General features: G+C 52.4%; 13 protein-coding genes. 5 read left to right on the top strand and 8 right to left on the bottom strand.

Annotated elements, in window-relative coordinates; genetic code table 11:
* Positions 1–67: 67 nt before the first annotated feature.
* The 3 genes from AC6I8R_RS01825 to soxR form a co-directional block, all read right to left on the bottom strand.
* The gene (locus AC6I8R_RS01825) at positions 68–1,417 is read right to left on the bottom strand and encodes an NCS2 family permease (protein ID WP_497831839.1); all 1,350 of its coding nucleotides are present in this window, start codon (positions 1,415–1,417) and stop codon (positions 68–70) included.
* A gap of 353 nt (positions 1,418–1,770) precedes the next feature.
* The gene (locus AC6I8R_RS01820; RefSeq protein ID WP_415173327.1) at positions 1,771–2,436 is read right to left on the bottom strand and encodes a glutathione S-transferase family protein; all 666 of its coding nucleotides are present in this window, start codon (positions 2,434–2,436) and stop codon (positions 1,771–1,773) included.
* A gap of 49 nt (positions 2,437–2,485) precedes the next feature.
* The gene (soxR, locus tag AC6I8R_RS01815) at positions 2,486–2,962 is read right to left on the bottom strand and encodes a redox-sensitive transcriptional activator SoxR (RefSeq protein WP_013507513.1); all 477 of its coding nucleotides are present in this window, start codon (positions 2,960–2,962) and stop codon (positions 2,486–2,488) included.
* An 83-nt stretch (positions 2,963–3,045) separates the two neighbouring features.
* Between soxR and soxS the strand changes: the two genes are divergently transcribed.
* Positions 3,046–3,474 carry a superoxide response transcriptional regulator SoxS gene (gene soxS, locus AC6I8R_RS01810; protein WP_021184105.1) on the top strand — a complete coding sequence of 143 codons (429 nt, stop codon included), beginning with the start codon at positions 3,046–3,048 and terminating at the stop codon, positions 3,472–3,474.
* A 469-nt stretch (positions 3,475–3,943) separates the two neighbouring features.
* Positions 3,944–4,225 (top strand): YjcB family protein, encoded by a 282-nt coding sequence (locus AC6I8R_RS01805; RefSeq protein WP_013507511.1) that lies wholly within the window; start codon positions 3,944–3,946, stop codon positions 4,223–4,225.
* A gap of 54 nt (positions 4,226–4,279) precedes the next feature.
* Here AC6I8R_RS01805 and AC6I8R_RS01800 read toward each other — a convergent pair whose 3' ends face one another.
* Both AC6I8R_RS01800 and AC6I8R_RS01795 read right to left on the bottom strand, forming a co-directional pair.
* Positions 4,280–5,230 (bottom strand): ATP-grasp fold amidoligase family protein, encoded by a 951-nt coding sequence (locus AC6I8R_RS01800; protein ID WP_021184103.1) that lies wholly within the window; start codon positions 5,228–5,230, stop codon positions 4,280–4,282.
* A gap of 8 nt (positions 5,231–5,238) precedes the next feature.
* Positions 5,239–6,495 (bottom strand): MATE family efflux transporter, encoded by a 1,257-nt coding sequence (locus tag AC6I8R_RS01795; RefSeq protein ID WP_021184102.1) that lies wholly within the window; start codon positions 6,493–6,495, stop codon positions 5,239–5,241.
* A 526-nt stretch (positions 6,496–7,021) separates the two neighbouring features.
* Here AC6I8R_RS01795 and AC6I8R_RS01790 point away from each other — a divergent pair.
* Positions 7,022–7,417 (top strand): transposase, encoded by a 396-nt coding sequence (locus AC6I8R_RS01790; protein ID WP_021184101.1) that lies wholly within the window; start codon positions 7,022–7,024, stop codon positions 7,415–7,417.
* A 918-nt stretch (positions 7,418–8,335) separates the two neighbouring features.
* On the opposite strand, the gene AC6I8R_RS01785 is transcribed toward AC6I8R_RS01790, so the two are convergent.
* Positions 8,336–9,295, bottom strand: a complete 960-nt coding sequence (locus AC6I8R_RS01785) for a DMT family transporter (protein ID WP_021184099.1) — start codon at positions 9,293–9,295, stop codon at positions 8,336–8,338.
* A gap of 73 nt (positions 9,296–9,368) precedes the next feature.
* Positions 9,369–10,199 carry an AraC family ligand binding domain-containing protein gene (locus AC6I8R_RS01780; protein WP_497831838.1) on the bottom strand — a complete coding sequence of 277 codons (831 nt, stop codon included), beginning with the start codon at positions 10,197–10,199 and terminating at the stop codon, positions 9,369–9,371.
* A 129-nt stretch (positions 10,200–10,328) separates the two neighbouring features.
* Between AC6I8R_RS01780 and AC6I8R_RS01775 the strand changes: the two genes are divergently transcribed.
* Positions 10,329–10,868: an isochorismatase family protein gene (locus tag AC6I8R_RS01775; protein ID WP_021184097.1), complete on the top strand. Its 540-nt coding sequence runs from the start codon at positions 10,329–10,331 to the stop codon at positions 10,866–10,868.
* On the opposite strand, the gene AC6I8R_RS01770 is transcribed toward AC6I8R_RS01775, so the two are convergent.
* On the bottom strand, positions 10,858–11,988 hold the full coding sequence (locus tag AC6I8R_RS01770) for an SMP-30/gluconolactonase/LRE family protein (RefSeq protein WP_497831837.1): 1,131 nt from the start codon (positions 11,986–11,988) through the stop codon (positions 10,858–10,860). The genes AC6I8R_RS01775 and AC6I8R_RS01770 overlap by 11 nt on opposite strands.
* A 390-nt stretch (positions 11,989–12,378) precedes the next feature.
* Between AC6I8R_RS01770 and AC6I8R_RS01765 the strand changes: the two genes are divergently transcribed.
* Positions 12,379–13,764 (top strand): amino acid permease, encoded by a 1,386-nt coding sequence (locus tag AC6I8R_RS01765; RefSeq protein WP_021184095.1) that lies wholly within the window; start codon positions 12,379–12,381, stop codon positions 13,762–13,764.
* Positions 13,765–13,836 lie beyond the last annotated feature (72 nt).

Raw genomic sequence — 13,836 nt, 5'->3', positions numbered from 1 at the left:
GACGGGAAAACCCGACGTGCGGCAGTACAAGGAAAGCGAATAATTCGGATTTCAGGAAAATTTCAGGTCAGATGGCCCAGCCACCGGCGTAGAAAGCCACCAATGCCACAGCAATCACCACCGTACCGATATTCAGCTTACGCCACTCACCGGCAAACAGGCGACCAATCACCAACGCCGCAAAGCCGAGCATAATGCCGGTGACGATGTTGCAGGTCAGCACGATAAACACCGCCGTCAGCAGGCCGGACATGGCGTCAACGAAATCATTGAAATCGATTTTCGCCACGTTGCTGAGCATCAGCAGACCGACATACATCAGCGCCGGAGCCGTAGCATACGCCGGTACCAGATACGCCAGCGGCGACATAAACAGAATCACCATGAACAGCAGACCCACCACCACCGCCGTCAGACCGGTTTTACCGCCCGCCGCCGTACCAGCCGCCGATTCGATATAGACCGCCGCCGGGGAAGCGCCCACCAGACCGGCAAACAGGCTGCTGACAGAGTCGGTGGTCAGGGCGCGGCCACCATTGATGATCTGGCCGTCTTTATCCAGCAGATTAGCCTGACCGGCCACCGCCCGGATGGTGCCGGTAGCATCAAACACCGCCGTCATCACCAGCGCCAGCACCGTCGGCAGCACTGCGGGTTTGAGCGCGCCCATGATATCGAGGCTGAACACCAGCGACTGACCGCTGGCATCTTTCAGGCTCGGCATGGCAAACAGTCCCTGATATTTCACTGATGGATCAAAAATCAGTCCGACAATCGAGATCGCCACAATGGTCAGCAAAATGCCGCCAGGGACACGGCGTTTCTCCAGCCCGAAGATCGCCGCCAGACCCACCAGCGCCATAATCACCGGGAAGGAGGCGAAGTGGCCCAGTTCAACCGGCAAACCCGCCGCCGGGTTTTTCACCACCAGGCCAACGCTGTCAGCCGCGATCAGCAACAGAAACAGGCCAATACCGATGCCGGTACCATGCGCCACGCCCATTGGCAGGTTGCGCAGAATCCATGCGCGGATGCCGGTCACGGAAATCAGGGTGAACAGCAGCCCCATCAGGAACACCGCACCAAGCGCCACCGGCACGCTGATGTGCTGACCCAGCACCAGGCTAAAGGCGGTAAACGCCGTCAGCGAGATAGCGCAGCCAATCGCCATCGGCAGGTTGGCCCACAACCCCATGATGATCGAACCGAAACTCGCCACCAGACAGGTAGCGACGAATACCGCGGTCGGTGAGAAGCCCGCTTTGCCGAGCATACCGGGTACCACGATGACGGAGTAGACCATCGCCAGGAAGGTGGTTAAGCCCGCCAGCACTTCCTGACGCACGCTACTGCCGCGTGCTGAAATATTGAACCAGCCGTCCAGTTTTCCACTGGCCGGGCGAGATTCGCCAGACATAATTAATCCTCTGAATTTTTGCTGTTGTGAGTGGCCACACGACTGACGTTTGCCTGCCATCCTGGTGCACGTTTCTCCAACGGAGAAACAACGCAAACGTTTACGTAGTCGCGTATTTCTGGTCGTAAAAGGGGGAACTCAGAAAAAAGGCAAACGATTATCCGGTGATTGGCCTGAGATTTTCAACTGCTAATCTGCATCGATACAGGATAATCCTCATTGCATAACAGAAATGCAACGGTGTTCCGCTGCCCCGACATACGCCAGATTTAGTGGAACAGACTGGAAATTATAGGAATTTTTATGCGTGTTTTTGTTGCGCAACCAAATGATAGCCAGGTTGCGCAACATGATTATTGGCTGAAATTGATCGGGCCGCCCTGCTCAATCGCCCGCTGCCAGGCGGCGCGTTGTTCCAGCCCTTCCAGCCAGTGCTGACTGGCAGGCATATCACGCAGGCCGGTACGCGCACGCATCGCCAGCAGCGGAAAACTCATCTGAATATCGGCGATACTAAAACGATTACCGGCGAAGTAAGGGTGCTGACTCAGGTGCTGTTCAATCACATCCCCATGTAATTTCAACTGCTTGTTCAGCCAGGCTTTCTGGATCCCGGCGCTAAGAGCCTTACCGGCCGGGCGCAACAGCCAGGGCACCGGTTTTTTACCCAACTGCCCGAACACCAGTTTCATCACCAGCAAGGGCATCAACGACCCCTCGGCGTAATGCAGCCAGTAACGCGCCGCAATTTGCGCATCTTCATCGGACAGCTTTAATCGATATTCGGCGTCATATTTGTCGGCCAGATACTCCAGGATTGCGCCGGATTCCGCGATCACGCGATTGCCATCGGTGATCACCGGAGATTTCCCCAAAGGATGGACTTTCTTCAACGACTCGGGCGCCAGCAGGGTGCCTTCACGTTGGTAACGTTTGATCTGATAAGGCACTGACAGCTCTTCCAGCAGCCACAGCACCCGATGTGAACGAGAATTTTCAAGATGGTGAACGGTGATCATCATGGCTTCCTGACCAATGGTTGGACCAGCAAGTATAGATGATGTCGCCTCAGCGTTTCTGCTCGTCCTGTTGCGGATCGAGCAAAACCGCCCCCGAACCTTGCTCGCCCAAACGGTCGCCAGGGTTACGCAATGGACAGTCACGCATTGACAGGCAACCACAGCCGATACAGCCATCAAGATCGTTACGCAGCCGCGTCAGGGTTTCGATGCGTTTATCCAGTTCCTCACGCCAGTGCTGCGTCAGCGCATCCCATTCCTGGGTCGACATGCGCTTGTTAGCCGGCACATGCATCAGACTGTCGCTGACTGTGGCGAGGGGAATACCGATGCGCTGCGCAATTTTAATGATCGCCACGCGGCGCAGCACATCACGGCTGTAACGCCGTTGGTTGCCGTTGTTACGCGTACTGGAGATCAATCCTTTGGTTTCGTAAAAGTGCAAAGCCGACACCGCCACACCGCTGCGCTTCGCCACTTCACCCGGCGTCAGCACCGGTTTCGGGTAGTTGCGTTCTTTTTTCATTTCGCTCTTTACCTCAAGTTAACTTGAGGAATTATACTCGCTCCCCATTGAAACTTCGAATCTCTACTCAGAAGGATGTGGTTATGATGCAAGAGGAAATCATTCATTCACTGACTCACTGGATCGATCAGAATCTGGATAAAACCCTGTCGATTGATGAAGTAGCGGCGAAATCAGGTTATTCCAAATGGCACCTGCAACGTATGTTCCGTACCGTGACGAAACAAACGCTGGGCGGTTATATCCGCGAACGCCGCTTAACGCTGGCCGCTGAGGCTCTGCGTCAGACACAACGTCCGGTATTTGATATCGCTATGCAGTACGGCTACGACTCACAGCAAACCTTTTCCCGCGTGTTTCGCCGTCAGTTCTCGCAAACGCCCACCGCGTATCGCCATACCATGCGTCGCCAGGCGATGATTCAGCGCCCACGTCTGGTGAGCTTTGATTGCAACGAGAATATGGCCAGCTTTACCCAGCGTACTACCGGCGAGTGCTGCCCGGTTCGCTAACCTTGCCTGCGCGCCCCGCGCGGGCGCTCCCTGCCCTGTCTATATGTGCGCGATAAATCGCGCCGCTACAAATCCGTGGCAACGTTATAAATCATCGCACGCTGTCGATACGTGCGCGATAAATCGCGCCGCTACAAATCCGTGGCAACGTTATAAATCATCGCACGCTGCCGATACGTGCGCGATAAATCGCGCCGCTACAAATCCGTGGTAACGCCATAAATTTCCGCATGCTGTCGTTGCGGCGCGATTTATCGCGCGAATCCTCTGCCTGCATCGATAAATTTTTTTCTACCATACCAGGTATAAATTTTGTTCAAACTTTCAAATCGGATGATATAATGTGACCCAAGTCACAGTTTAATGCGTAGTTCGACGGCCTGAAGGGCCTCCCTGACCTTCCTTCTCTGCCGCCAGTGATGTCCGATGAATGTCAGGGATGTTACTGATTCATAGAGGTTCGTTGCAGATGGCTACTTTAACCACCAGTCTTATCGTTATGCGCTGGGAATTGCTGAGCGCAGTAATGATGTTTTTCGCCAGCACCCTGAAAATTCGTTTTCGTCAGAACAGCCACCATGTGATGGCGCTGATGTGCGGCGGAATCGGCCTGGGTATGTCCTGCTGGTTTGTCACTGGCCTGATGGGGATCACCCTCAGTATGGAGAATCTGCATAACTTTATGGAAATCTCCAAAAATGCCTTTGTTGAGGTGATGAGCCAGACGCCTGCTGACTGGCCAATGCCTTAATCGCTACCCATAAAAAACCCCGCGTTGCGGGGTTTTTTATTTTGCTGTGTGATTTCAAATTTTCTTCAATACGGCCGGGATGTTGACATCCTCCACCGTTCCGTCGGGTGTCTGTGCACCAAGACGGTCCTGAATCCACATATCACCCATCATCTGATTAAGTCCACGATCCAGCCCGGTGACCATCCCCGCGCCAGGCGTAAAGGTCAGCTCACCAAAGAAAACCTGCTGCTCGTGGATATACCAGTCAACGCGCACATAATCGAAATCACTTGCCAGCTTCTTGCTCAAGACTAACGCGTGCTGTAACGCGGCCATTTGCGGCGAGATATCCAGGCCGGTATCGCGAATCTTGTGATACGCCTCGTCTAAATTATTAACGTAAAAGTTCATGGATAACAACGGTCTACATCGGTTGTAAATCACCTGAAGCACATATTCAAAGTTGCCGTCGCGTTTATTAAACATATGGAACTTGTAATCAATGGGCGCGTTTTTCCCATCACCAATGTATTTTTCTACCAGAATGCGCGGTTTGATATAGCGGTAGTGGATCTCGCGCGCTTCATCCGCATAGTCTTTTTTCAACCAGGTTTGGCATTTACTGATGATCTGCTGTTTCTTCAGCGCATCTGGCTCTTCCAACAGGATTTCGACCATATTCGAACCGTGGTTCGGTTTGATGACCGTATTTTTCCAGCTCGACAGGGTATGCAGTGAATGAGGATCGCTGGTCTCATACACCAGCGGGATCAGATATTCGCTGCCCACCTTCTCGGCAACGTAATCTCGCACCGAGTATTTATCCGACAGGCGACCATAGTTCTGGTAATCGCCATAGACAAACTTGCGATACAGCACCTTCTCATTAAACACCTTGGGCTGACGCAAATTGGGTAACCGACGAAACCTACGGAAGTAGTACAGACGGTCCTGGTAAGCCCAGGGCATTTTTTTGATGAAATACCGCACACTTCGTCTGAGTTCATCTTTCAACTTGAGCATATCTAACCTCATTTGTAGGTTTTGTAGTTGAGCGAGGAAACTTGAATCTTAAAAATGGCGCCATTTCTGAAGAAGTAATTCATCACCGTAAGGGACAGAAGTTCAGTAATGAAGACGCTCCAGGCGGCCCCCATGATGCCGTAGCCCTGAATAAGCCACCACGAGAGCGGCAGGCTGATCGCCATCAAGCAGATAATTTTTCTGAGCAGATAGTTAAACCCTCCTTCCTTGACCATGTAGCGGTACGCCACGGTTCCCATTGCAGAGAAGCTGGACGCTATCGACAACACGGTAATCAGACTTCCTGACTGCGTGTATTCGTGACCATACAAAGCAATGATGATTTTTTCGCCGTATAAGGCGATGACAAGTAACAAGAGCAATGAAACACCCAAAACATAACCGTTCAGGCGCGCCGTCAGCTTGATAGCAACGCTGCCGCGCTCCCTGAAAATCTCTGAAAAGCTGGAGGTGATAATGGCCAATGGAATGAAGGTCCATGAGGCCGATATGGTGTTGGCGGCGGCGAACAAGCCAAGCTCACGCGCCGAGGCGATACCCACCAGAAACATCTGCGCAGTTTTCACCTGTACCGAAATAAAAATGCTGGAGATCGCCAACGGCAAACCGGCATACAGCAGATAACGCAGATAAGCGCCGCGTTTGCTGCGTGCAGGTGCCTGCTCCTGGTTTTCACGGTAGAAGTTGTAGCGTTTGATGGCGTAGGGAACCAACGTCACCACCACAATCGATAAGGTCAGCCAGATGGGGTTGAGCCGGAACCAGGCAATGGCAAAACTGAGTGAAAAACCCAGCAGCAGACCGATTGAGTTGGCAATGGTATTGAGCCGTGAAGCCAGACGCGCGTTGTTATACACACTGAACGTGTCCTGGGTAACGAATACCGAAGCGATGAACGAAGCCAGCGCAAACGCAAGAAAGTTTTCCTGCATGTTGTACCAGACCCAAATCAACACCGGCACCGAGGTCAATACCAGGAGCGCAAATCGCAACGTGCGTGCCACGTTCATCAGGCGCACACCTTTTGGCTCACTTTTGCTGATGGTTTTGAACAGTATCGTTTCGGTGCCAAACATCGCTACGGTCTGCACCATAGAGAACAATGAGGTGGAAAACGCCATTTGGCCGAACACCGTCGGGCCGAAGGATTTTGCCACATAGGAAGTCACAAATATGACGCCGAAAACCGAGACGATCTTCTCAGACATCATCCAGGCGGCATTTGACATTACGCTTAATTTCATCAACTCGTCCTTAGTATTACTTACTGCAACTACTTTCGGTACAACGTCCTTGAAAGAATTAAACAAGCGCTAATTGGGCCTGACTTAAATTAATATCTTCAAACCATGCTGGTCCGAAAAAGAGGACTCGCGTCAGGATTCAGACAATGAATTCAGGATAATTCTGATTAAATCCGGCGCGAAACCCTGTGGATGTAACCGATTTCAGTCAAAATATTGACCAAAAAGCTACTGGCATATCCTGGCGTTTTTGCAAGCAGGTTATGCCGTTTTTCCGATGAATGTATAATTTTTCCGCATTTGGGATGAAATGAATCTATATCAAAAACCCAACACCAGGAAGGCGTTCAATGACAATCAGAATAAAATAAGACTTATCCCATGATGATATTTATTCTAAATATCTTAATTTAACCCTCGCAATTCTAATCGCGCACTTTAATACTGCATTAATAGTGTTTTTGCAGTACCAGATATTAATACAGTAATTCTCATCCACTAATTGATAAGAAAGGTAATAGCATTTATGAGAAAGTCACGATATAGCGAAGAGCAAATCACAAATGCCATTAAAGCTTCTGAAACAGGAGTGAAAGTCAGGGAGATTTGTGAGGAGCTTGGCATTTCCGAAGCCACTTTCTATAGCTGGAAGAAAAAATTCTCTGGACTTTCTTCTGAGGAGGGAAGAAAAATCAAAGAGTTAGAAGACAAACTTCAAACACTCACCCGCGAGTTGCAGACACTCAGCTCTGATAAGGAGATGCTGCAAAGCGTGCTGAAAAATTTCTTCACCACCAATGAAAAACGCCAGGCTGTTAACTTTCTGCAAACCACCTTCGACATAGGCACACGTCGCAGTTGCCGCTTGCTGGATATTAGCCGCAGCGTTTACCACTACCCGTCAGGTACAGAAAATCGCTAACAACATTAAGGCCGTTGTTATTTGACTTAATGCTGAGATTTGTTCTTACCAGAAGAGATGAAGATCATTTAATTCGGCGTTCGTGACATAACAATTCGCACCATTATTTCCTGATGAATAACATCACGAAATTACTTCTTTTTTTGCGGTAAAATTGATTCACATCAGCAAAAGTCTCGCGTTTCAAGCTATTTACGTCCCTCCCAATCTCATTCAGGTGAGATTGGGGCTTTCATTATTACTTTATCAACATTAATACTCTGCGCCAGAAACAGGTATTTTTGTTTAGCATTGATGAACAACAGACCAGAATCCCTCTCACACCCACTCTTCTTTTAAGTGGATCTATCGTTATCTGGGGGTGATCATATTATCCGCAGTTCCATGTACCGATGGCGTATTCATACCAGGAATCAGCCTGAAGAGAAACGTTATCATCGCTAAACAATAACGCAATTAGCCATACTGGATGAGTTAATATCACGTCACTATTCATCGCCGCACTTAACCAATCTCGGTCACATGCACGGCGGAAGAGTCTCAACCAGACAGCAACACCTTGAGGAAATGATGGTTCCGGCAGGGGGTTTTCAGTGCCAGAGCGCAATAAAAAGAGACCTGGCCCGGTTGTTTAATGCCTGTTTAGCGACCATTCAGCCGCCAAAACGGCCCATTTTGCCCGTGAATCACCGCGTCTCCCCCCCAGAACAGGGAGAATTTTATCCACTCGTCCCTGCCAGCCTGGCGTCAGATATGACGTTTCGCGCTGAAAACCTGCCTGGTGTCCCAGGAAATGGTTATAACGCGGTATGGCTTAAGAACAGATAAGGCAAAAGTGGCAGGATTTCTGGCTGGTCATAATCTTAAAATCAGGGGCAAATCAGGATGCCAGCACCCGTGGCTGGCATCGTTTTACGCTTAAATTTCCAGTGAAGTTACCACCGGCTGCGGCTTGATACGCATTGCCGAGATGACACCAATAATCAAACAGCAGATACCGATGGCGGTCAGCAACGGCGGCCAGCTTTGTCGCCACAGGAAAGTCCAGAACAAGCCAGACAGGGTTTCGAACACAATTAACGGCCCCATAATGACCGTGGGCAGGCGCTGGCTGGCCGCATTCCAGCACAGCGTTCCGAGCCATGAGCACAGCAACCCTATCGCCAGCATCAGCAGCAGGAAAACCTCGGGCTGCGGGCCAAAAGGTAACGCGAAATCAGGTTGTTGCCAGTGGATCTGTCCGCACACCAGCAGATAAAACACCACTGCCAGGGGTAACGTCACCAGGCCTTGCGCAGTCGCCCAACTGCCGGGTTTATGCTGCGGATGGTTACGCAGCCAACGCGCATTACGTAGCGGGTACCAGGTCCAACAGCCCACCGCCATCACCGCCAACAGCAGGCCGGAGAGATAGCGCGGCCAGTCCAGCGTTGCTCCCTGTGCCTGCAACTCCGCAGCATTGACGCATACCAACCCCAGGGCAATGATCAGCAAGGCAGGCATCAACCGTCGCCAGGGCAATCGCCCTTCCAGATGTCCGTAACATAGGTTAGCCGTGACCGACATCACCACCGGTAAGGTGCCGATAATCATGGTTGCTACCGGTGCGCCGGTGCGCTGAATGGCGGTGGCGAGAAAGGCGTAATACATCAGATTGCCCACCAGCGACAGCTTTAACGCCTCAATCCAGTCCTGGCGCGCCAGTTGACGCAAGCGACGACGATCCAGCCAGGCAAGCGGCAAGGCGATCAAACCAAAAGCGACATAGCGCCCGGCGGATTGCAACGTGCCGGGATAATCCGGCACCAGCAGCGGCCCGACAAAGATCAGCCCCCACATCAATCCCGCCGCCAGCGCAAACAGAACTCCAGCCAACATAATCTTTTCCTGATTAAGATATTCCGGCGCAGTGTGGCGGAACGCAGCAGCAAAAGCTTGTAGCAGATTGCGGTTAGCGTGCGGGCCAGACCTGTTTTTGATAACGGCCAGGGGTGATGCCATAGCGATGCGCAAAGGCACGCGTCAGATGTGCCTGATCGGTTAAGCCAACGGCTGCCGCAACCGAGGCCGCACTTTCGCCCTGTGCCAGCCGCAACTTGGCGTCATAAAGCCGGAATGCCATCAGCATCTGATGCGGTGTGACATGAAACTGCTGGCGGAAACTGCGCAAGAAATGCCACGGCGACAATCCCGCCAGCGCGGCCAGTTCATCCAGCCTGACCGGTTCAGCGAGATTTTCTCGCAGATACGTTTTCACCAGATCAAAACGGTGCGCTCCTTCCACTGGTCGGGATTGCCCGCGATGCGCCAATGGACGCATCAACTCCAGCAATTCCACCAACAATCCCTCGCGTTCCAGCGCGGTTTCAGCCTGCCACAAAGCCGCCAGCCGCAGCGAAAACGGCTGCGCCAGACAAGCATCGGTGCGCAGGGCCTCACTGAACCACCAGTTGCGATCGCCGGTCAGCCTGTCCATCTCATCCGGATGGATGTAAATCATGCGGTAACGCCAGCCCTCTTCACAGGCGGATTCGCCGGTGTGAAGCTCATCCGGATTCATCATCACCAACGAATGCTCGGGAGCGGTGTAGTGGGTGCCACGATAGCGGAAGCGTTGTGCACCCGACTCGATGGTGCCAATGCCAAACGCTTCATGGGTGTGCGGCTCAAAGGCATAACGGGAGATATGCGCCTGATACAATTCAATGCCCGGCAGCTCGGAAAATTGCTGGAATTGCGCGCGGTCACGCTCGCACGGGAAGATTGCAGGAACCACTGACACGACACACCTCCATCGTAAAGAAGATCACCAGCATGCCCCGTAAGACGGGCAAAATGCAAAACAGATTTGTTTTGCCTGTGAGGAAGTTCAGCGCGACACTGACGCCCAGGCATATAACAGGAGGCGATCATGGGAAGCAAGGTAGTGATGGTGGTGGACATGCAAAACGGTGTGCTGGCAACGCCGCGTTTCGATCGGGCAGGACGTTGCGCGCGGATTAATCAGCTCATTGCCGCCGCTGACCAGGTCATTTTTATCCAGCACGTCGGTCCGGGTCTGGAGCTGAACAGCGAAGCCTGGCAGATTGTGCCTGAGCTACACCAACCGGCTCACGCCCTTTACGTCAATAAAACTGCCTGTGACGGCTTCTGGCAGACCGAGCTGGCGGCGCAGCTGGAACAGCAAGACATTTCGTCTTTTGTCATCTGTGGTTGTGCGACTGATTATTGCGTCGATACCACCCTCAAAGTGGGTGCCAGCCTGGGTTATCGCATCACCGTCGCCGCCGACGCGCACACCACAGCCGATCGTACCTGGGCAACAGCGCAGCAACTGATCAACCAACATAATGAAGTCTGGGCCGATCTGATCCTGCCGGGCAACCCGGTGCAGGTACGACCGACCGCAGAGCTGCTGGCTATCTGGCAGCCAGAGACGGTTAACCCGTAATCGGGCCGCCCAGGTTGAGGCCCTGAAACTGATCGGGCAACGCCAGCTTATAAATGGCAAAATGCGCAGCCGCGCCTGGTTGCGCTGCCAGCGGCTGTTTAACCGGAATATAAAGCTGACGATCGGCGCTGATAAACGTGCCGTCTGGCCGTAACAACCGCACATCACTGGCAATGACGCGCGTTTCACCGGACGGTGCCAACACCCGAATGTTGTGGGTAACGGTTTCCGAGAAGTACACATTACCCGCCGAATCCATGCAGCAGCCCCCCGAGAAGTTGTTGTCATACACCTGCTCAACATGGGGCAGGATGTCTTCATCAGGCAGATCACTTTGCAGCCAACGGGTTTCCACGCGATAAAGCGGCCCGGTTGGTGCGGCCCAGTAAAGCCAGTTGCCGTCGGCGGTGATTTCAATCATATCGCTATTGGGCGGATGGAAGGTTTTGCTGCCTTTGATGCCAGACAACATCGCTGGTGGCGCTTTATCCGTCGCCTTCACCACCGGGGTAGCCGACAAACGACGCAGCGTTTTGCCACTGACCATGTCGTGTACAATGATGCCACCCAGACCGGAATCGGTAATGTACAACGCGTTGCCGTGAAAACGCAGGTCGTTCATCTGCGCGCCTGGCGGCAGGATGCGTTCGTCAAACCGCAGAATTTGCAGGATTTCGCCGCTATTTGCATCCAACTGCACCAACTTTTGCGCGCCGGGTTGTGGCACCGCATCTTTTGCTGAAAAAACACCGGCACTGAGCGACCCCTGATCAACACACCACACCGTATCATCAGCAAAAATATGTACCGAGTTAAGGTAAACAAACGCATTGCGCCCATCTTTACCCGGCTGCCACTCATTCCAGCCATTGCCAGGGAAAGGTCGCAAACTGCCATCCGTCTCGCGTCGCGCCAGCGAAGGTGTCGGTTTATCTTTGGCATAGCGTGGCAGGCCAAGAAACAGCAGATTACCGCGGGTTAACGCCACCTGATTCGCCATCCACGGTGAAACGACCACCCGCTCCAGTGGCAACGGATCTTCAGCCGTAAAAGCCTGAACATTGCGCGCTACGCCCAGCGCGCCCAGCGCCAGCAAAAATGTACGGCGATTGAGGTTCACTCACGCTCCTTCTGCGCCATTGTGTTAGGCCTGACAGGATGGCGAAGCCGCCGTGGGGATGAACGGCTTTTTGTGCCACGCCGGGAGGAATGTGGCAAAAGGTTAAAGCCAGCATTCAATCCGGGGGCTAACTTGCACGCCACCATGCACCTTTTTGGTTCACGTCAGTCATAAAAAAGACGTTTAACGCTCACTGCTTGCACAAATTTGCCACAAAAAGCACAAATCAATTAATTTTTGCGCAATTAATGCACGGACCGTGAATTTACCCATAAAATAATTATTCTTTTTTATCATGATGTTAAGTATAACTTTCCGCAAAGCATCCCCCCACTGGCCCAGGAATTGCTAATCCCATGTAGATAAATATTGATACCTGCGGGAGTAGACATGGGCAACCACCAGTCAGAAAGTCAGCTGCACAGAGGCTTGAAAAATCGCCATATTCAACTGATTGCGCTGGGAGGCGCAATCGGTACCGGGCTGTTTCTTGGCATTGCGCAAACCATAAAAATGGCAGGTCCGTCGGTCCTGCTGGGCTATGCGATTGCCGGCGTGATCGCCTTCTTTATTATGCGCCAGCTCGGCGAGATGGTGGTTCACGAACCGGTTGCTGGCTCGTTTAGCCATTTTGCCAACCAATACTGGGGCAATTTTGCGGGCTTCGTAGCAGGATGGAATTACTGGGTGCTCTACGTACTGGTCAGCATGGCAGAGCTGACCGCGGTCGGTATTTACGTCCAATACTGGTGGCCGGAAATCCCGACCTGGGTGTCCGCCGGGGTGTTCTTTGTTGTGATCAATGCCATCAATATGACCAACGTGAAAATTTATGGCGAGGTCGAATTCTGGTTTTCAATCATCAAAGTCGCGGCGATTGTCGGCATGATCGGTTTTGGTGCCTGGCTGCTCGCCAGCGGGCACGGAGGTCCCGAGGCGAGCGTCGCAAATCTGTGGCAGCACGGAGGGTTCTTCCCTAACGGAATCAAGGGACTGGTGATGGCAATGGCCGTAATCATGTTCTCATTCGGTGGTCTGGAGCTGATCGGCATTACTGCCGCCGAGGCCGATAATCCGCAGAAAAGCATTCCGAAAGCCACAAACCAGGTTATCTATCGCATCCTGCTGTTCTATGTTGGCGCACTGGCGGTGTTGCTGTCGCTCTACCCGTGGCAGAAAGTGGTGGAAGGGGGTAGCCCGTTCGTCCTGATTTTCCACGCACTTGACAGTAATCTGGTCGCGACGTTGCTCAACGCCGTCGTGCTTTCTGCTGCGCTTTCCGTTTATAACAGCTGTGTGTTCAGCAACAGCCGTATGCTGTTTGGTCTGGCGAAACAGGGGAACGCTCCCGCCTCATTGTTAAAAGTTAATCGGCGCGGTATTCCTTTTAACGCCCTCAGCGTCTCAGCGCTGGTTACTGCGTTGTGTGTGCTGCTTAACTACCTCATGCCGGGCAAAGCCTTCGAGCTGCTGATGTCGCTGGTGGTCTCTGCACTCGTCATTAACTGGGCGATGATCAGTATCACTCATCTGAAATTCCGCCGCGCCATGCGTATCACCAAACAGAAAACCCATTTCCCCAGCCTGGGCTACCCACTGACCAATATCCTGTGTCTGCTGTTCCTGGCCGGAATTCTGGTGATTATGTTTATGACGCCTGGCATCGAGATTTCAGTCTGGCTGATCCCCGTTTGGCTGCTGGTGCTGGCCGTCAGCTATCGGTTAAGAAAAAAGAGCAACACAGAAGCACAGCATCAGAAGATAGCGGCCAACTGAATGTCATTGGCACGGCAATGCATAAAATAAAAAAGAGGCCTTACGGCCTCTTTCGAAAATCTGTCTGAATGT

The sequence above is a fragment of the Pantoea sp. X-Soil-OKNW-713 genome (assembly GCF_059730685.1).
The sequence above is the reverse complement of the archived record's forward strand: the minus strand, read 5'-3'. Positions and strand labels throughout refer to the sequence as shown.

What these genes read in the sequence shown, in the direction of transcription:
- AC6I8R_RS01805 (WP_013507511.1), top strand. Translation starts at nt 3,944, where the DNA reads ATGGCTACTTTAACCACCAGTCTTATCGTTATGCGCTGGGAATTGCTG.
- AC6I8R_RS01800 (WP_021184103.1), bottom strand. Translation starts at nt 5,230, where the DNA reads ATGCTCAAGTTGAAAGATGAACTCAGACGAAGTGTGCGGTATTTCATC.
- AC6I8R_RS01825 (WP_497831839.1), bottom strand. Translation starts at nt 1,417, where the DNA reads ATGTCTGGCGAATCTCGCCCGGCCAGTGGAAAACTGGACGGCTGGTTC.
- AC6I8R_RS01785 (WP_021184099.1), bottom strand. Translation starts at nt 9,295, where the DNA reads ATGTTGGCTGGAGTTCTGTTTGCGCTGGCGGCGGGATTGATGTGGGGG.
- AC6I8R_RS01765 (WP_021184095.1), top strand. Translation starts at nt 12,379, where the DNA reads ATGGGCAACCACCAGTCAGAAAGTCAGCTGCACAGAGGCTTGAAAAAT.
- AC6I8R_RS01775 (WP_021184097.1), top strand. Translation starts at nt 10,329, where the DNA reads ATGGGAAGCAAGGTAGTGATGGTGGTGGACATGCAAAACGGTGTGCTG.
- AC6I8R_RS01790 (WP_021184101.1), top strand. Translation starts at nt 7,022, where the DNA reads ATGAGAAAGTCACGATATAGCGAAGAGCAAATCACAAATGCCATTAAA.
- soxS (WP_021184105.1), top strand. Translation starts at nt 3,046, where the DNA reads ATGATGCAAGAGGAAATCATTCATTCACTGACTCACTGGATCGATCAG.
- soxR (WP_013507513.1), bottom strand. Translation starts at nt 2,962, where the DNA reads ATGAAAAAAGAACGCAACTACCCGAAACCGGTGCTGACGCCGGGTGAA.
- AC6I8R_RS01820 (WP_415173327.1), bottom strand. Translation starts at nt 2,436, where the DNA reads ATGATCACCGTTCACCATCTTGAAAATTCTCGTTCACATCGGGTGCTG.
- AC6I8R_RS01795 (WP_021184102.1), bottom strand. Translation starts at nt 6,495, where the DNA reads ATGAAATTAAGCGTAATGTCAAATGCCGCCTGGATGATGTCTGAGAAG.